The sequence below is a fragment of the Leifsonia sp. GW821-FHT13C09 genome, assembly GCF_058806435.1.
Genome location: NZ_JBXAPS010000001.1, coordinates 1,646,493 through 1,663,636, shown reverse-complemented (window position 1 = coordinate 1,663,636; position 17,144 = coordinate 1,646,493). Strand labels below are relative to the sequence as shown.

At 72.1% G+C, this 17,144-nt stretch carries 16 protein-coding genes; 10 read left to right on the top strand and 6 right to left on the bottom strand.

Going from position 1 to position 17,144, the window contains the following annotated elements; genetic code table 11:
* Nucleotides 1-19 precede the first annotated feature (19 nt).
* The gene (locus tag AC1ROW_RS08050; RefSeq protein ID WP_493018305.1) at nt 20-1,279 is read left to right on the top strand and encodes an RNA polymerase sigma factor; all 1,260 of its coding nucleotides are present in this window, start codon (nt 20-22) and stop codon (nt 1,277-1,279) included.
* Between the two features lie 12 nt (nt 1,280-1,291).
* Here AC1ROW_RS08050 and AC1ROW_RS08045 read toward each other — a convergent pair whose 3' ends face one another.
* Nucleotides 1,292-2,215 (bottom strand): Ppx/GppA phosphatase family protein, encoded by a 924-nt coding sequence (locus AC1ROW_RS08045; RefSeq protein WP_493018304.1) that lies wholly within the window; start codon nt 2,213-2,215, stop codon nt 1,292-1,294.
* Between the two features lie 487 nt (nt 2,216-2,702).
* On the opposite strand from AC1ROW_RS08045, the gene AC1ROW_RS08040 reads away from it, so the two are divergent.
* The 3 genes from AC1ROW_RS08040 to AC1ROW_RS08030 are packed head-to-tail and all read left to right on the top strand — an operon-like array spanning nt 2,703 to nt 4,755.
* Nucleotides 2,703-3,149 (top strand): FAS1-like dehydratase domain-containing protein, encoded by a 447-nt coding sequence (locus AC1ROW_RS08040; RefSeq protein WP_493018303.1) that lies wholly within the window; start codon nt 2,703-2,705, stop codon nt 3,147-3,149.
* Nucleotides 3,149-3,574: a MaoC family dehydratase gene (locus AC1ROW_RS08035; protein ID WP_493018302.1), complete on the top strand. Its 426-nt coding sequence runs from the start codon at nt 3,149-3,151 to the stop codon at nt 3,572-3,574. The genes AC1ROW_RS08040 and AC1ROW_RS08035 overlap by 1 nt, the downstream gene beginning before the upstream one ends.
* 8 nt (nt 3,575-3,582) lie before the next feature.
* Entirely contained in the window at nt 3,583-4,755 is a 1,173-nt protein-coding gene (locus AC1ROW_RS08030; protein ID WP_493018301.1) for a UDP-N-acetylmuramate dehydrogenase, read from the top strand.
* A gap of 86 nt (nt 4,756-4,841) precedes the next feature.
* On the opposite strand, the gene AC1ROW_RS08025 is transcribed toward AC1ROW_RS08030, so the two are convergent.
* A complete protein-coding gene (locus tag AC1ROW_RS08025; protein WP_493018300.1) occupies nt 4,842-6,959 on the bottom strand; it encodes a RecQ family ATP-dependent DNA helicase in 2,118 nt (705 codons plus the stop codon).
* 211 nt (nt 6,960-7,170) lie between these two features.
* Here AC1ROW_RS08025 and AC1ROW_RS08020 point away from each other — a divergent pair, with 211 nt between their 5' ends.
* From AC1ROW_RS08020 to AC1ROW_RS08010, 3 genes are read left to right on the top strand one after another with little or no spacing between them, the layout of a single operon-like run.
* A complete protein-coding gene (locus AC1ROW_RS08020; RefSeq protein ID WP_493018299.1) occupies nt 7,171-7,344 on the top strand; it encodes a hypothetical protein in 174 nt (57 codons plus the stop codon).
* A gap of 10 nt (nt 7,345-7,354) precedes the next feature.
* On the top strand, nt 7,355-8,434 hold the full coding sequence (locus AC1ROW_RS08015; RefSeq protein ID WP_493018298.1) for a glycosyltransferase: 1,080 nt from the start codon (nt 7,355-7,357) through the stop codon (nt 8,432-8,434).
* The gene (locus AC1ROW_RS08010) at nt 8,431-9,693 is read left to right on the top strand and encodes an O-antigen ligase family protein (RefSeq protein ID WP_493018297.1); all 1,263 of its coding nucleotides are present in this window, start codon (nt 8,431-8,433) and stop codon (nt 9,691-9,693) included. The genes AC1ROW_RS08015 and AC1ROW_RS08010 overlap by 4 nt, the downstream gene beginning before the upstream one ends.
* A 34-nt stretch (nt 9,694-9,727) precedes the next feature.
* Here AC1ROW_RS08010 and AC1ROW_RS08005 read toward each other — a convergent pair whose 3' ends face one another.
* The 3 genes from AC1ROW_RS08005 to AC1ROW_RS07995 are packed head-to-tail and all read right to left on the bottom strand — an operon-like array spanning nt 9,728 to nt 12,745.
* On the bottom strand, nt 9,728-11,260 hold the full coding sequence (locus tag AC1ROW_RS08005; RefSeq protein ID WP_493018296.1) for a tyrosine-protein kinase domain-containing protein: 1,533 nt from the start codon (nt 11,258-11,260) through the stop codon (nt 9,728-9,730).
* 1 nt (nt 11,261) lies between these two features.
* Nucleotides 11,262-11,570 (bottom strand): PqqD family peptide modification chaperone, encoded by a 309-nt coding sequence (locus tag AC1ROW_RS08000; protein ID WP_493018295.1) that lies wholly within the window; start codon nt 11,568-11,570, stop codon nt 11,262-11,264.
* A gap of 47 nt (nt 11,571-11,617) precedes the next feature.
* On the bottom strand, nt 11,618-12,745 hold the full coding sequence (locus AC1ROW_RS07995) for an ATP-binding protein (RefSeq protein WP_493018294.1): 1,128 nt from the start codon (nt 12,743-12,745) through the stop codon (nt 11,618-11,620).
* Between the two features lie 280 nt (nt 12,746-13,025).
* Between AC1ROW_RS07995 and AC1ROW_RS07990 the strand changes: the two genes are divergently transcribed.
* Genes AC1ROW_RS07990 through AC1ROW_RS07980 form a run of 3 tightly spaced genes read left to right on the top strand, consistent with a single transcriptional unit; the run spans nt 13,026 to nt 16,104 of the window.
* On the top strand, nt 13,026-13,625 hold the full coding sequence (locus AC1ROW_RS07990; RefSeq protein ID WP_493018293.1) for an arsenate reductase/protein-tyrosine-phosphatase family protein: 600 nt from the start codon (nt 13,026-13,028) through the stop codon (nt 13,623-13,625).
* A complete protein-coding gene (locus AC1ROW_RS07985) occupies nt 13,622-14,701 on the top strand; it encodes an LCP family protein (protein WP_493018292.1) in 1,080 nt (359 codons plus the stop codon). Before AC1ROW_RS07990 ends, AC1ROW_RS07985 begins: the two co-directional genes overlap by 4 nt.
* On the top strand, nt 14,701-16,104 hold the full coding sequence (locus AC1ROW_RS07980; protein ID WP_493018291.1) for a sugar transferase: 1,404 nt from the start codon (nt 14,701-14,703) through the stop codon (nt 16,102-16,104). The genes AC1ROW_RS07985 and AC1ROW_RS07980 overlap by 1 nt, the downstream gene beginning before the upstream one ends.
* 23 nt (nt 16,105-16,127) lie before the next feature.
* On the opposite strand, the gene AC1ROW_RS07975 is transcribed toward AC1ROW_RS07980, so the two are convergent.
* Complete coding sequence (locus AC1ROW_RS07975) at nt 16,128-17,042, bottom strand: nucleotidyltransferase family protein (protein ID WP_493018290.1); 915 nt, start codon at nt 17,040-17,042, stop codon at nt 16,128-16,130.
* Nucleotides 17,043-17,144 lie beyond the last annotated feature (102 nt).

Genomic DNA, 17,144 nt, shown 5'->3' with positions numbered 1-17,144 from the left:
GGACGACGCCGTCACTCGCATGACGCCGCGCACCCCCTCCGACGCCCGCCGCGCCGTCGAGGCGGTGTGGCGCATGGAGTCCGCCCGGATCGTCGGTGCGCTCGCCCGCTACACCGGCGACTTCGCGCTCGCGGAGGACGTCGCCCAGGAGGCGCTCGCCGAGGCGCTCGTCGGCTGGGCGACCTCGGGGCCGCCGGGGGATCCGGTCGGCTGGCTGCTCACGGTGGGGCGGCGGCGCGCGATCGACGCGTTCCGCCGCCGCGCCGGCCGCGACGAGCGGTATGCGCTGCTCGCCCGCGACCTCGACGAGACCGTCCCGGGCACCGACCTGCTGTTCGACCCGGACGACATCGACGACGACGTGCTCGCCCTGATCTTCACGGCCTGCCACCCGGTGCTGTCCCGGGAGGCGCGTATCGCTCTGACGCTCAAGGTCGTCGGCGGCCTCACCACGGACGAGATCGCGCGCGCGTTCATCGTGCCGGTGCCGACCGTGCAGGCGCGCATCACCCGCGCGAAGAAGACGATCGCTGCGGCGCACGTGCCGTTCGAGGTGCCGTCCGGTGCCGACCGCCGCGAGCGCCTCGGCTCCGTGCTCAGCGTGATCTACCTGATCTTCACCGAGGGCTCCTCCGCGACGGCGGGGGAGGCCTGGATGCGCACCGACCTGGCGTACGAGGCGGTGCGGCTCGCGCGCGTGCTCGCCCGCCTGGAACGGGAGCCGGAGGTCCACGGGCTGCTCGCCCTGCTCGAACTGACCGCGGCGCGTTTCCCCGCGCGCACCGCGCCCGACGGCAGCCCGGTGCTCCTGGAGGACCAGGACCGCCGCCGCTGGGATCGCTCGGCGATCCGCCGCGGCCGGGCGGCGCTCGCCACAGCGGTCGCCGCGGGGCGCGGACTCGGGCCGTACGGCCTCCAGGCATCGATCGCGGAGTGTCACGCGGTCGCGCCTTCGGTCCCGGAGACGGACTGGCCGCGGATCGTCCTCCTCTACGAGGCGCTGGGCCAGGTCGCCCCATCGCCGGTCGTCGACCTCAACCGCGCGGTCGCCGTGGCGATGGCCGACGGCCCGGCTGCCGGGCTCGTGGAGGTGGAGGCCGTGGAACGCAGTGGGGCGCTCGCCGGCTCTCACCTGCTTCCCGGTGTGCGGGCCGAGCTGCTCTCCCGGCTCGGCCGCGCCGCCGAGGCCGCGGAGGAGTTCCGTCGCGCTGCCGACCTGTGCGCGAACGCCGCCGAGCGGAGCGTGCTCCTCGCGAAGGCGGCAGCGCTCACCCCCTAGTCCGCCGGCGGCTCAGTCGAGGTGGTCCAGATACCGCAGGATGATGCCCTCGCGCAACGCCCAGGGGCAGACCTCGAGCACCGGGACGTCGAACGCGCGCATCGCCTCACGCAGCACCACGCCGCCCGCCACGATCTGGAACGTCCGGTCGGCCGTGATCCCGGGCAGCGCGGTGCGGGCGTCGGCCGTGAGCTGCGCCAGGCGCGGCACCCAATCGGAGAGCTCGGAGCGCCGCAGGAGGCTGCGCTCGGTCCCGCCCGGGCCGCTCGCGGTCGAGCCGGCGAGGCGGGCGAGCGAGCGGATGGTCTTGGAGGTGCCGATCACGTGCGCGGGTCCGCGGTCGGTGAAGCGCCCGACGGCGCCGGCGAGCGTGGTCCTGGCATGGTCGCGCAGCGCGGTGAGCTGGTCCGCGGTCGGCGGGTCCTGGTGGAGGAACCCGATGGTGCTGCGGCCGGCGCCGAGCGGCAGGGACACCGCGGTGTCCGGGAACTCGTCCACGCCCGCCGCGATCTCCAGCGAGCCGCCGCCGATGTCCATCAGGAGGATGGAGCCGGCCGACCAGCCCGACCAGCGGTGCACGGCCAGGAAGGTCAGCCGCGCCTCGTCCTCGCCGGAGAGCACCTGGAGGTCGACTCCCGTCTCGTCCAGGATGCGGGCGAGGATCGCGGGCCCGTTGGTAGCCTCCCGGATCGCTGACGTCGCGAACGGCAGCAGCTCCTCGATGCCCTCCGCCCGCCCGACCTCCACCGCCGACCGGATGGCCTCCAGGATCGCCGTCTCGCCCTCGGCGCTGATCGAGCCGTCCTCGGTGATGTAGCGCATGAGCCGCAGCACCGACTTGTGAGTGGCCGCGGGAACGGGGCGAGCGCCGGGGTGCGCGTCGACGACGAGCAGGTGGACGGTGTTCGATCCCACATCGAGGACTCCGAGTCGCATAGTCAGACAGTACTGGCCGCGCGAGGCCGCCGGCGACACGCCGTCTTGGGCCTCGGTGCGCCGCCTCGGGAGGGCGACACGCCGTGTCGTTGTACCCAATTCGGAGGGGGCTGTGTCGGTGGTCCCGCGTAATCTCGGGGGTGAGGGAAAAGGTCCCAAAAAAAATCCCCCAAACACTACATGTAGTGGAATGACAATCGTGTCATTCGGGTTATATAGTGGGTAAACACCGCGAGACGCGCGAGTGACAAGACTTCAGGGGAGGCCATCATGGACTACGAGAACGACACCGTCGGCGGCTATGCGGTTCCGGTCGACCCGATGGACCTGCTGCAGTGCGACAGCTGCCAGTGATCCGCTGACGAGAGCTTCGAGAACCCCGGCGCCGAGTGCGCCGGGGTTCTCCTTTTCCCGGGGGCAGGCTGGTTTATCCGGGGAAGACCGGGGTTACCCGGGGGAGCCGGGGGCGCTTGCGTAGAATCGACGGGTGCCAGTGAATCCAGAGCTCGTGGGTCGGAGCTTCCCGCCCACCCCTCCGTATCTCGTCGGCCGTGAGAAGGTGCGCGAGTTCGCCGCCGCCGTGCTCGCGACGGATCCGATCAGCTTCGATGTGGCCGCCGCGCAGGCCGCCGGTCACGCCGACCTCGTCGCGCCCCCGACCTTTCCGGTCGTGGTGCAGCAGCTCACCCTCGACCAGCTCCTCGCCGACCCGGAGGCGGGCATCGATTTCAGCCGCGTCGTCCACGGCGACCAGCGGTTCACGTTCTCGCGTCCGGTGATCGCGGGCGACGAGCTCACGGCCACGCTGACCGTCACGGCCGTCAAGTCGCTCGGCGCGCACAGCATGGTGACCGCCGAGACGGCGATCGTGGACGGCTCCGGCGAGCACGTCGTCACCTCCGTTTCCACCCTGGTCGTGCGAGGAGACGAGTGATGGCCGCCCCCGATTTCGACGTCCTGGCCGTGGGCGACATCGTCGCCGAGCGCTCGTTCGCCCTCAGCCGCGACACGCTCGTCCGTTACGCGGGCGCCTCCGGCGACTTCAACCCGATCCACTACCGCGACGACGTCGCGACGTCGGTGGGGCTGCCCGGCGTGATCGCGCACGGGATGCTCACCATGGGCCTCGCCGTCCAGCCGGTGGTCGACTGGGCGGGCGACCCGGCCCGCGTCGTGGACTATCAGGTGCGCTTCACCCGCCCGGTGGTCGTGGACCCGGAGGAGGGCGCGAGCGTGCACCTGACGGCCAAAGTCGGGCAGCTCGACGTCGAGGCCCGGATCGCGCGGATCGACCTCACGACGACGTTCAACTCCGAGACCGTCCTCGGCAAGGCGCAGGTACGCGTCTCGCTCGCGTGAACGACCAGATGACCGCACACGACGAGGTGCCCGCCGGCGACCGCCGGCCGACCACGCCGCCCCTGTCGGAGCTGACGACGATGCGGGTCGGCGGAGTGCCGAACACGCTGATCGCCCCGGCCGACACCGACGCTCTCGTCGCGGCCGCGCGGGAGGTCTGGGCGTCGGGCGAGGACTGGCTGCTGCTCGGCGGCGGCTCCAACACGGTGGCGAGCGACGAGGGCTTCGACGGCACGGTGATCCGCGTGGTGACGCGTGGTGTCGAGCGCCTGGACGCTCCCGCGGGCCGCGTGCGCCTGCGGGTCCAGGCCGGCGAGCCCTGGGATGACGTGGTCGCGCTGACCGTCCGCAACGGCTGGTCCGGCATCGAGGCGCTGTCCGGCATCCCCGGATCGACCGGCGCGGCCCCCGTGCAGAACATCGGCGCGTACGGCCAGGAGCTCGAGTCGGCGCTGCTCGGCGTCGACTTCCTGGATGCGGAGAGCGGGGAGGTCCGTCGCTTGTCGCGCGCGGACCTGGAGCTGGGCTACCGCACCTCCATCCTGAAGCGCGGGCTGCTCGGCGTCGTGCTCACGGTGGACCTGGAGCTCGCCGACAACTCGGTGCCCGGTGGCGTCGGTGCGCCGCTCAGCGCCCCGGTCGCGTACGCGCAGCTCGCCGACTCGCTCGGCGTGCCGCTCGGATCGCGGGTGCCGGTGGCGGAGCTCCGCCGTGCGGTCCTCGCGCTGCGTGCCTCGAAGGGGATGGTGCTGGACCCGGCCGACCCGGACTCGGTGAGCGCGGGAAGCTTCTTCACCAACCCGATCGTCTCGGAGTCGTTCGCGCGCAGCCTGCCCGCGGACGCGCCTCGCTGGCCCGTCACCCCTCCGGAGCCGGATGTCGTCATCGGCCTGCCGGCCGGCGGCGTGCACCCGCTGGACATCCCGCCCCTCGCGGACGGCCCGTACGACGTCAAGCTGTCGGCGGCGTGGCTGATCGAGAACGCCGGGATCCGGCGCGGGTTCTCGCTCCCGGGCTCGGGCGCCGCCATCTCGTCGAAGCACACCCTCGCGATCGTCAACCGCAGCCATGCGACCGCGGCGGACATCGGGCAGCTCGCCTCCTTCATCCAGGCGAGGGTCCAGGCGGAGTTCGGTGTGCTGCTGCGCCCGGAGCCGATCCTGGTCGGGCTCGACCTGTAACCGCGCGCCGATCACGCACAGGCCGGTCACGCGCGGGTCGGTCACGCACAGGCCGGTCACGAGCAGGTCGATCAGGCACGGGCCGGTCACGCCCGCAGCGCGGCCGCGAACGGCAGCACCGCCCCCGCACCCGCCCGGCGCAACTCGCGCCCGGCCACGGTGACGGTCCACCGGCTGTCGATCAGGTCGTCCACCAGCAGCACCGGCGCCCCGGCGGGAACGTCGAGCCCAGACGCGTCGAAGCGGTCCCAGACGCCGGCGAGCCGGTAGGCGCTGTTGCCGCCGGGGCCTCCCGACGGGCCGCCGCCGCGGAGCGCGAGGGCGCCGAGGTAGGGGAGCCGTCCGATCTGGGCGAGGCCCCGCGCGAGGCTCTCGGTGAACCGCGGCCGGCCCCGGGACGGCACGGCGACCACCGCCGCGGGCCGGTTCGCCCACTCCCAGTCGGCGAGCACCTGCACGCACGCCTTCACGACCTCCGGAGAGCACTCGCCGTCCGGCGCGTCGACATCGAGGAGCTGCCGCAAACGCCCGCCCCAGCCGAGGTCGGTGAGCCGGGCAAGCACGCGGCCCGGCTCGACCTGCTCGGCCGGAGCGATCTTGCCCCGTACAGGCACGCCCAGACTGTCGGCGCCGGTCGGCCACAGCTTGCGCGGTTCGACGGGGACGCCGACGCGGTCGAGCTCTGCCGTGATCGTCTGCCGTACGTTCGTCGCGACTCCCGCCGGGTACCATTCGCCGGCGCACCGGTCGCAGCGGCCGCACGGACCGGCATCCGGGTCGTCGAGCTGCCGCTGCAGGAATTCCATGCGGCACCCCGCGGTGGTCTCGTAGTCGAGCATCGCCTGCTGCTCGGCCTCGCGCGCCGCCGCGATACGCTCGTAGCGTTCGCGGTCGTACTCCCATGGCCGTCCCGTCGAAACCCACCCGCCCGGCACGCGCCGGACCGCGCCGTCGACGTCCAGCACTTTGAGCAGCAGCTCGAGCGTGGAGGAGCGCAGGTCGACCCGGCTCTCCAGCGCCCGCGTGGACTGCGCCTGGTCGCCGAGGGCTCCGAGCAGGGCGGTCGCCTTCTCCTCCGTGGGCATGGCCGCCGTCGCGAAGTACCGCCAGATGGCGCGGTCCTCCGGCCCGGGCAGCAGCAGCACGTCCGCCGACTCCGTGGCCCGGCCGGCGCGGCCGACCTGCTGGTAATACGCGACCGGGGAGGACGGCGCGCCGAGGTGCACCACGAATCCCAGGTCGGGCTTGTCGAACCCCATCCCGAGGGCGCTGGTCGCGATGAGGGCCTTGACGTCGTTGCGTTTCAGCCGGCCTTCGAGCTCCTCCCGTTCGGCCGGATCGGTCTGGCCGGTGTAAGCGGCGACGTCGTGGCCGGCCCGGCGCAGCACGCGCGCCGTGTCGTCCGCCGCCGAGACGGTGAGGGCGTAGACGATCCCGCTGCCCGGGAGGTCGGCGAGGTGACCGGCGAGCCAGGCCAGACGGGCGGTCGCGTCCTCGAGCGCCAGGACGCCGAGTCGCAGCGACCGGCGAGCCAGCGGCCCGCGAATCGTGCGCACCGCGGCCGGGAGCGCTGAGCCGCCGAGCTGCTCCTCCACGTCGGCGACCACCCTCTGGTTCGCGGTGGCCGTCGTCGCGAGTACGGGGATGCCTTCCGGCAGCGCGGCGACGAGTTCGCGCAGGCGCCGGTAGTCGGGCCGGAAGTCGTGCCCCCAGTCGGAGATGCAGTGCGCCTCGTCGATGACCAGCAGGCCGCAGCGTGCGACCAGCGCCGGCAGTTGCTGGTCGCGGAAGTCCGGATTGTTGAGCCGTTCCGGTGACACGAGGAGGACGTCCACCGTGTCGTCGCGCAACCGGGCGGCGACGTCGTCCCATTCGTGCCGGTTGGCCGAGTTGATCGACAGCGCCCGGACGCCCGCGCGGGCCGCGGCCTCCACCTGGTCGCGCATGAGGGCCAGGAGCGGTGAGACGAGGATGGTCGGTCCGGCGCCGCGTTCGCGCAGCAGCATCGTCGCCACGAAATACACCGCCGACTTGCCCCACCCGGTGCGTTGCACGACGAGTGCTCTGCTCCGATCGTCGACGAGCGCGGACACCGCCTCGAACTGCCCGTCGTGGAATGCCGCGTCGGGTCGGCCGACGAGTGCGCGGAGGCGGCTCAGGGCGCGGTCGCGGGTGGCTTCGGGGACGGTGTCGGTGGTGCTCATGCAGCCATCGTTCCAGACGGCGCCGACGTCGCGACCCGCTCGGGGGAATCTGTGGAAAGGTCTCTCGCTTCCCGAACGGTGCAGCACTTTCCGTGCGTCCGGCAGCAGGCGGCCGCATCGGGTGATCAAGCAGATGAAAAGGCGGTGTCGGCCCGCGAGCGCGGCGCGGATCGCTTCCGATCGGCGCCGGACGCGCGCCTACAGTTTCTGCGTGTCCACTCGTACCCGAACCCGCGCACCGGCTCCGCTCCGCCCGTTCGAGCTACGGCTCCGCCTCCCCAACGGCACCACCGCCGTTGTCGTGATGGACGCGCGCAATGTCGGGGAGGCGCTCGACATGGCCCGTAACGCGCTCGGCGACGTCCAGGTCATCGAGTCGCGGTGAGCCGTCGTCCGTGACCGCCGACTCCACGGGCCACGGCCCGCTCCGCGTGATGCACGTGGTCGACAGCATGGGGCACGGCGGAGCTCAGCAGGTGGTCGTCGACCTCGCCAACTGGCTGGCCGTTGACAACGGTGTGTCGGTGTCGGTGTTCGGTGCAGGAGGCACAGCCGTCGCCCGGTTGGCCCCATCGGTCCGGTTCATCGGGCATGACGTCGGCGGCTTCGTCGCCCAGACGAGACGGCTGCTGGACGCGGCGCGGCAGGCACGTCCGGACGTCCTCCACGCCCATCAGCGCCGTGAGGCCCTGCAGGCGCTGATCGTGGGGCGGCTCCTCCGCATCCCGGTCGTCGAGCACGCGCACACGCGACTGCCGAGCGTGCGGCCGCGCGTCCTGTCCTTCCGCAGTGCGGTCGTCTTCGCCGTCGGTCCCGCCGTCGCCGAGATGGTCGTGGTCGACGCCGGCCGACCGGCCGAGCGCGTCGTGATCGTCGGGAACGCGCCCGCCCAGCGCGAGGGCGCACCCGACCCCGTCGGGAACGAGGTCGGCTCACCGCTGCGGCTGCTCGCGGTCGGCCGGATGGTCGAGCAGAAGGACCCGCTGCGGTTCGTCCGCGTCGTCGCGGAGCTCGCGGACCGGCGCCCGGTGCAGGCGACCTGGGCCGGCGACGGCGAGCTGCGCGACGCCGCGCGCGCGTTGGCGGCCGAACGCGGCGCCCCGGTCGACTTCGCGGGCCAGGTGGACGACGTCCCCGCGCGCCTGGACGCCGCGCACTTCCTCCTCATGACCTCCCGGTGGGAGGGCACTCCGCTGGCCGTCCTGGAGGCCTTCGACCGCCGCCGCCCGGTGGTCGCGACCGCGTCGGCGGCCAACGGCCTCCTCGTCGACGGCCGCGGCTACGAGGTGCCCGACGACGCCACGGACGCGGAGTTCGCGGCTATCATCGCGGGCGCGGCGGACGACACGGCCACCCGAGCCGCCGTGGTGGAGAGCGCCAAGCGCTGGGCGGACGCCGAGGCGTCGCCGGCGCGCGTCTTCGGCCCGGTCCTCGACGCGTACCGGCGGCTCGCAGCGCCGGCCGTCCGCTCGTGAACCCGCTGCTGCTCTTCGGCGGGGCGGTCGCGATCCTCGCGATCGTCCTCCTCATGATCGCGGTGCCCCCGCGGCTGATCCGCGGCGTCGCGGTCTCGTTCACGGTGGTGGCGGCGTCGTTCGGGCTCGCGACCTTCGCGCCCGACTCCGTGCGCCCGCCCACCGCGATGGCCGCGATCGGCGTCCTCGTGCTCGCCCTCGTGCGCTCGCGGGCCGCCGGCTCGGGAGGCGTTCGGTTCTGGGCGGTGTCCGCATGGTGGGGGTACATCGCGCTGGGCGTGCTGTTGACCGGAAGCTATGGCACGAATCGAATCGTGCTGTACTTCGGACTGGCGACGCTGGTGGCGTACGTCGCATCTTCGCTCGACCGAGCCGAACTCAGGATGGTGTACGCCACGATCGCCGGAGTGGCGGCGCTTCAAGTCGGCCTGGCGTTCGTGGAGGTCCTCGTCCTGCCGGAACCGATCTGGGGATACACCGGGACGATCCGTTATAACCCCTTCACGAACGACGTCTACGCCCGAGCCCAGGGCACATTCGGGCATCCCATCGTCTTCGCGCTCTACATCGGAATCGCGATGATCGTCGCATGGTCGAATCCGGCACGCTGGTCGCCGACGTGGAGACTGGTGAACCTGACCGTGGCGACGATCGGCCTCGCGATTTCGGGAACGCGCAGCGCCGCCGCCGCCGTCGCCGTCGGCCTGCTGGTGCACGTCGCGCTGAACCGATCGTTGACCTCCTGGCTGCGCTCCGCGATCGGCGTCGGAGCGGCCGTCATCGTGCTGCTGAACATCGACATCGGAATCGGAACGATCGTCGCGAACCTGCTCGACTCGGGTTCGTGGACGCACCGCCTCGGCGCCCTCGAGTCCGTCCGCGCGCTCCTGAACCGGCCCACGATGGAGGTCTGGTTCGGGAACGGGTTCGGAAGCGAAGCCGTTCTGTACGATCGCGGTCTCATGCAGCAGACCTTCCTCCGAGCAGTCGACAACATGCTGGTCTATGCGCTGGGGACGATGGGGATCGTGGGCCTGCTCGCACTCCTCGTATTCTGGACGGTCGCGTTCTGGTTCGCCGACCGCACCATCAAGGCTGTTCTGGCGATGCTGTTCGCCATGTTCTTCTCGTTCGACGTGTTCACCTGGATGAGCGCGGGGGTGCTGGCGAGTCTGCTGATCGCCCTCCCGCGCGCGGACGCGCCGGTTCAGGGCATCGTCCCGCAGGCGGACTCCGCCGTGGCGCTGCCGACGGCGTAGGCCGCCACGGCGGCCGGTGGAGCGGCGCCGAACGTCACTTGCCGGCGCGGAGCTCCTTCCGCGACGAGCGGCGGGTGGGCGTCGCCTCGTCGCCCGTGCGCGCCTCCTCGCCTGACGGTTCCGCGCTCGCCGACGGGGTCTCGGTGGACGTGTAGTAGTCGTTGCGGTAGTAGCCGTAGTCGTGGGAGTCGACGCCGTTCGGCGGGATCTTGTTGAGGACAGCGCCCAGCACCTTGCCGTTGACGCGCGTGACCGATCGGTAGGCCTTCTGGAGCTGCTCGGCGGTCACCTGCTTCGCGCCCACTGTGATCACCACGCCATCCGCGATGGTGCCGAGGATCGCGGCATCCGTCACCGAGAGCAGCGGGGGCGCGTCGAGGATCACCGTGGCGACGCCGGACAGCGCGCCGATCAGCTCGCGCATCGTGCGTGAGCCCAGGAGCTCGCTCGGGTTCGGCGGCACGCGGCCGGCTCCGAGGACCCGCAGATGGCCGCTCGCGGTCGGAGCCTGGAGGGCGTCGCCGATGGCAACCCGGCCGCTCAGCACATCGGTGAGGCCGACGCCGCCGCGCAGGTTGTAGAGGGTCGACTGCATCGGTCGGCGGAGGTCGCAGTCGATGATGACCACGTTCGCGTTGCCCGAGGCGATGGCGTCGGCGAGGTTCGCCGTCAGGGTCGACTTGCCTTCGCCGGGGATCGAGCTGGTCACCACGATCACCTTCGGCGGGTTGTCGACGTCGATGTAGCTCAGATTGGTGCGCAGCTCGCGCAGCGACTCGGAGATCGCGAAGAGCTGGGTCGAGTCGGCGCTGCCGTCATGCTCGACGACGCGTTTGCGGTCGGACAGCGCGGGGCTCGCCGGGACGGTCCCGATCACGGGGGCGTCGAGGAGGCGCTCGATCTGGTCGACCGAGCGGATCCGGCGGTCGAAGTGCTGGCGGAGCAGCGCATAGACAAGCGCGAGCGCGCAGCCCGCGAGCACCGCGAGCACGAGCGCGGTCTGGATGTTGGGCGACGACGGGAAGTACGGCGGCCGGGCGTTCGCCAGGGGCACGAACGAGATCGCCGGATCGCCGACTGACCCCTCCGGTGACTCCAGGGCCCTCACCTGATCCGAGAGTGCGGTCGTCCAGGCGTTGGCGAGTTTCGCGGCGCCGTCCGGCGTGCCCGCGCTCGCCGTGATCTCGATGATGGCGGTGTCCGCCGGGAGCGTCGCCGTGACGTGACCGAGAAGGTCGGAGATGGTGCGGTCGGTGCCGAGGATCTCCTGCGCGCGCTTGGCCACCGCGTCCGACGTCGCCACGCGCACATACGATTCCGCGCGCGACTTGGCGAGGCTCTCGCCCGCGAATGCCATCGACAGGCTCTCGCCGGTCGCCGCCTGGGTGAGACCGGTCGAGGTGGACTGGTAGACGCGTGGCTGGATCGCGGTGAACCCCGCGACGAGACCGATGGTCGCCAGGACGATGATCGCCTCGCCGAGCCAGTAGCGCCGGATCATCCGCACGAAGTCGCGGAGGTCCCTGCCCTTCGACTGGCTGTCCGTGGTGTCCGTCGGCGAGGTCATGTCACTGCTCCATCTCGGCCTCGTCGGCCAGCTCGTGGTGGGGTTCGGGGTGTGCGGGCTCCAGCAGTCGGAGCTCTACCAGCTCGTCGATCAGCGACCTGCAGTCGGCGTCGGCCGACTCCGGATGGTCGGGATACGAGCCGAGCAGGCGCGCGACGATCGCGTCGTCCGTCGTGTGGCCGTCGAACGACTGCCAGAGCACGCCGGACGGTCCGGTGAGGACGAACTGCCGGAAATCGGAGATGTCGGCCACCGCCCAGCTCCCGGCGGTCGTCTCGACCCAGACGACCGACCGGGCATGACGGTGCACGCCGCGACTAAGTTCACCTTGGACGTCACCCGTCGTGGTGGCGTGTGTCAGCTCCGCCACTCGAGCACCCCCGTGCCGACGAGGACATCGATGGTGTCGTGCAGGGCCGCGGCGTCCCCGGGCGCGGCTCCGTGGACCGCGCGCAGGCGGTCCAGGAGCTCGGCCTCGGACCGGGCCGCTCCGGTCGCCAGCCACAGCGTCTTCGCGATCCCGGCCAGCACCCGGACCTCGCTCCCGTGCGCGAGGACCAGCAGATCGGCGGCCTCCAGGGCGTCGTGCGGGCGAGTGCGCACGAGGCCGGACGCCGCGTCGTCGTCGCGTTCGCAGGAGACGCGCGAGAAGGCGAGCTCCTCGTCGGACAGTCGCGGCGAGGCGGGCGGTCCGGACTCGGGGTCGAGGTCGTGGACGTCGGCATAGCTGAGCTGCTCGATGCCGCCGACCTGGCGGATCAGGTCCGCCAGGGCGCCGAGCGGTCGCGGGTGCTGCTCCAGAGCCGAGAGCTGCGGGACGAGGGCTTGCAGACTCTCGACGAGGTCGAGGCGCCGTGACACCGGCTGCCTCGCACCGCCCGCTTCCCGGTTCAGGACGATCACCCGGGCCACCTGCTCAGCGTCCTCGGCGATGCTCAGCCCCAGCCCGGCGGGCGGGAGCTGAGCCTTGGCCGGTCCTCCCCGGTCGACCGAGAGCGGCTTCGGGTAGGGCACGACACGGCCGTCGGCGTCGACGAGGGCCGTCTCGTCCGTCACGTACGCGTGCCCGCCGGCGAGCCGGGTGATGGCGGTGGTCTTGCCCGCTCCGGACGGTCCGACCAGGAGCATCGCCTGGCCGTCGGCTCCGACGGCCGCAGCAGCGTGGAACAGCAGTCCGCGGCCGGCGTTCGCGTCGATGAGCGTGCGCGTGATGAGGGCGCTGGCGTGGGCCAGACTCACGACGATCGAGTCCGACGCGTCCGACGGGACATCGATGGCGAGCTCGTCCGCGGTGTCGGTGCGCGGGTCGAGCAGCAGATGCGCCCAGGCGCCGGCGAATGCCGCTCGGAAGTCGCGGGCTCCCGGTCCGGTCACCCGGACCCGTACGCGCCACCCGACTGCGCCGACGACGAATCCGTCGGCCGCCCCGTGCGTGCCGTGCTCCTGCGGGCCGTCGTCGTGCGGGTCGGACGGGTGGGCGGGCATGGGTCTCCTCGGGGGCTGTCGGGTCGGGGCGAAAGACCCAGTATCCGAGCGGGTCCAGACCTCGGGCCGCTGCGGGCATCCCGCCCGGAGGCGCGCCGATCGGGTGATGTTCTTCGTCCGGGGCGCGGCCTGCACCCGATTCAGCGGGTGAAGAACGCTGCCGCGACCACCGCCGTCCTCTCCGCAGCCCGGCGCGCGGCGAGTCGGCGGGGTCATCCTGTCCGTCTGCATCTTCGACCGCGGCGATTCCGCCGCGACATCGACCGAGGGGAGTCGCGCGATGCCCGGGAGTGGATTCTCCGTCCTGTTCGTGTGCACGGGCAACATCTGCCGGTCTGCGATGGCCGAGCGACTCCTGCAGGCGCGGCTGCGGTCAGCGCCCGGCGGATCGGGGGAGCCGGGCGCAGCGCCGGAGCGCGTGGTCGTCCACAGCGCTGGGACGCGCGCGGTCGTGGGGCGGTCGATCTCGTCGCAGACGCGCCCGCGCGTCCGTGCATTCGGCGGTGACCCGGACGGATTCGTGGCCCGTCAGCTCACCGAGGCCACGATCGTGGGCTCCGACCTCGTCCTGGCGCTCACCCAGGAGCACGCGACGCGGGTCACCGCGCTCGACCCGGGTGCGTTCTCCCGGACGTTCACCCTGCTGGAGTTCGCCCGAGCGGTCGACGGCTTCGGATGGGACGGCGACGCAGCGGATCCCGCGCGGTGGCGGGAACTCACCGACCGCGCCGTAGACGCCCGCCGTCGCGGCCTGCTCCCGCAGCGGGGGGACGACGACATCGACGACCCCTACGGCCGGCCGGACGAGGCGTTCGACGAGATGGCGCGCCGGCTCGTGCCGGCGATCGACATCCTGGCCGGTCGGAAGGGGGCCGTGTGACGGCGACCGGCGGCGGGGGCGACGATCCAGCGTCTCCTGTGCGTTCTGCGCGCAGGCAGGAGCGCCGTCGGGGCGAACGGAGACGACGCCGCCGAATCTGGATCGGGATCACCGCCGCCGTCCTGGTGATCGCGCTGCCGGTGGCGCTCGTCGGCGGGTACGTCTTCTGGCTGGGGTGGTCGTTCGACGAACGGGTGACGCGCATCCCGGACGCCTTCCCGGACGAGGCCGGGCGTCCTTCGGCCGTCGCGGGGGCGACCAACATCCTGCTCATCGGCTCGGACTCGCGCGACGGGCTCCACGACCCGATGTCGGGCGCGGCGACCGGGGAGCGCTCCGACACGCTCATGCTGGTCAACATCCCGGCGGACCGGTCGGGGGTCGTCATCGTCTCGCTGATGCGCGACCTCTGGGTCCCGATCCCCGGTCACGGCGAGGACAAGCTCAACGCCGCCTTCGCCTGGGGCGGCGTCCCGCTGACGGTCCAGACGGTCGAAGGCCTGCTGGGGGCCCGGATCGATCACGTGATGGTCGTCGACTTCGGCGGGTTCGGCGCGCTGTCGACGGCTCTGGGCGGTGTGAAGGTCTGGTCGGACCGGGCGTTCAGCTCCAAGAACATGCCGGGCTACAGCTTCGAGAAGGGCAAGAACAGGCTCGAGGGGGAGGCCGCCCTGGCCTTCGTCCGCGAGCGGTACTCCTTCCCGGACGCCGACTATCAGCGGGTGCGCAACCAGCAGGCGTTCGTCCGCGGGATGCTCCAGGGGTTCATCAGCGCCGGGACGCTGACCGATCCCGGCAGGACGCAGTCCGCGATCATGACGCTCGCTCGCTACCTGGCGGTGGACGACGGGCTGACGGCGCCGACCGCTGCGTCCCTCGCGCTCAGCTTCGGCGGCTTGAAGCCCGACGCGATCCACACCCTCACGCTGCCGACCGCCGGGACCGGGACGTCCCCCGGCGGCCAGTCGATCGTGCGTGTCGACGAGACGCGCCTCGGCGTCCTCAGGAAGGCGCTCGCCGCCGACGACGTCATACCGACGCTGCAACGCGGCGCGCTCGGGGATGGAAGGAACTGATGGTCCGCACCGACTCGCAACTCCCGCACACGCTGGCCGGCCGGCTGCGCGCCGCTCGCACGCTCCTCCTGGCCGACGCGCTGGTCGTCAGCGGGGTCCTCGCGATCGCGCACCTCGTGCGCTTCGGGAGCCGCAACGATCCGTTCCAGATCGGGCCGCTCGACACGTCGTACGTGATGGTCTCGATCCTGCTCGGGCTGATCTGGCTCGCCATCGTCGCCATGCTGAACGGGTACGTCTCCTGGCCGAAACGACTCAATGGCCCGTCGTACGCGCCCCCGATCCGGGCGACCGTCTGGCTCGTCGCCCTGCTCGCGGTCGGCTCGCTCGTCCTCCAGCTCGACCTTTCGCGCGCCTACCTCGCGTTCGCCATGCCGTTCGGCATGCTCGGCCTGCTCGCCGTGCGCTTCGTCTGCCGGTGGTGGATCTACGCGCACCGCGCCCGCGGCCGCTACATCCGGCGCGCGCTCGTCGTCGGCACGCCGGAACGCGTCGCAGAGCTCGCAGCGGTCTTCGCCGAGCGGGCGGCGCCGGTCGCGGTCGACGTGGTCGCCACGACGGGGATCGAGAATGCGCGCGGTCCGTATCTGCGCGAGCTCGTCGAGCAGCATCGGGTCGACATCATCGTCCTGACCGAGGAGCGCGACGGCGCCAACGTCCGGCAGCTCCTCTGGGACGTGGAGGGCGCGGGCGCCGTGGTCTGGCTCTCCATCGACGTGCCGGAGCTCGCCGCGCCGCGCGCCGAGTACTTCCCGATCGACCGGCTCCCCATCGTGGAGGTGGCGCCGGCCGACCGCTCGATCACGCGACGCCGGGCGAAGCGCGTGTTCGACGTCGTCCTGAGCGCCGTCGCGCTGACGCTGCTCCTGCCGGTCATCGTCGTCTGCGTCATCGTGATCCGGCTCGACAGCCCCGGGCCTGCCTTCTTCCGGCAGTCGCGCGTCGGTCGCGACGGCACGGCGTTCGGCATCGTCAAGCTGCGCACCATGCGGGTGAACGCGGAGGAGGAGGTCGCGGACCTGCAGCACAGGAACGAGGGCGCGGGGCCGCTGTTCAAGATCAAGGACGACCCGCGTGTGACCCGCGTCGGCAGGTTCCTGCGCCGCACGTCGATCGACGAACTCCCGCAGCTCTGGAACGTGCTCAAGGGCGAGATGAGCCTCGTCGGGCCACGCCCGGGACTGCCGTCCGAAGTGGCGGAGTACGACAGGGACAGCCACCGCCGGCTCATCGTCAAGCCGGGGATGACCGGGCTGTGGCAGGTGAGCGGTCGCTCCGACCTGTCCTGGGAGCAGGGCGTGAGGCTCGACCTCTTCTACGTGGAGAACTGGTCGGTGGCCGGTGACCTCCAGATCCTGTTCCAGACGGTCGGGGTGGTGCTGCGCCCGAACGGCGCGTACTGAGCGGCACCTGTGCCGGGCGGCGCTCAGCTGCGGCGTCGGTCGCCGGCCCGGAGCGCCGCGAGCGCGTTCGGGAGGGCCTTCGCCCCGCGGACCCAGCGGCGGACGTAGCGGCCGACGAGCTGCGCGGGCCCCAGGTTCGTCGTGGTCGTCTCCTTCACGAGCGCGGACATCGGCGGAAAGAGCGCGAGGCGGAGCTTGCCGAGCCGCTCGCGGGGTGTGGCCTGCTTCCAGAGCAGCGCGCGCCGCTGGGACGCCTCGGGGAACTCCGTGCGCAACCGCCACTCGGCGGACGCCTCACCCCAGTCGTAGTCCGCATCGAAGGGTTTCAGCCGCTCCAGGAACGGCCGAGCGGTGGCGAGGGCGCCCAGTTCGTCCGCGCGTTCGAGCAGGAGCGTGACGTCCATGGCGGAGCAGCGCCGAACGAGGAAGTCGAGTTCGGCGCGGTGGCGCTGGGAGAAGCGCGACCGGATCGCGTGGACGGCGCCGATCATGATCGCGTCGACCAGGCCGGGAATGCAGATCGGCTGGTTGCCGCACCACATGGTGGTGCGCTGGGCCCAGAGCGACCCGAAGACGTCGCCCTCGACCTCCAGGCCGGGATAGCGGAAGTGGACGTCGATGTCGGCCGCCCACTCGGGGTGAAACATGCTCGCGCTGTGCAGGGGGAAGGTGTCCGTGTCGGGGTCGTGCGGCCGTCGGCTCCAGCCGCGCTTCTCGAGCTCGGCGAGGAGGACGCCGTAGCCGTCGTGGGTGACGAGCACGTCGACGTCGCTGCTGATGTGGGCGGGGCGGAGCCCGTACTGGTCCGCGGCGATGCCCTTGATGACGACCAGCCGGACGCCGATGGTCGCCGCGAGCCGGGAGACGGCGGCCGTGAGCAGCAGGGTCGGGTCCGCGACCGCCGGAGGGGTGGGCGCGGACCGGGCTGGTTTCACCATGTCTTTCACTCCAGGTCTTCCGATCGGCGAGCGCCGGGGGTCGCGGTCGCGACCGGTCATGTCCCGTCTCGCCCTGAATCCGCGCGGCCCGCGCACGATGAC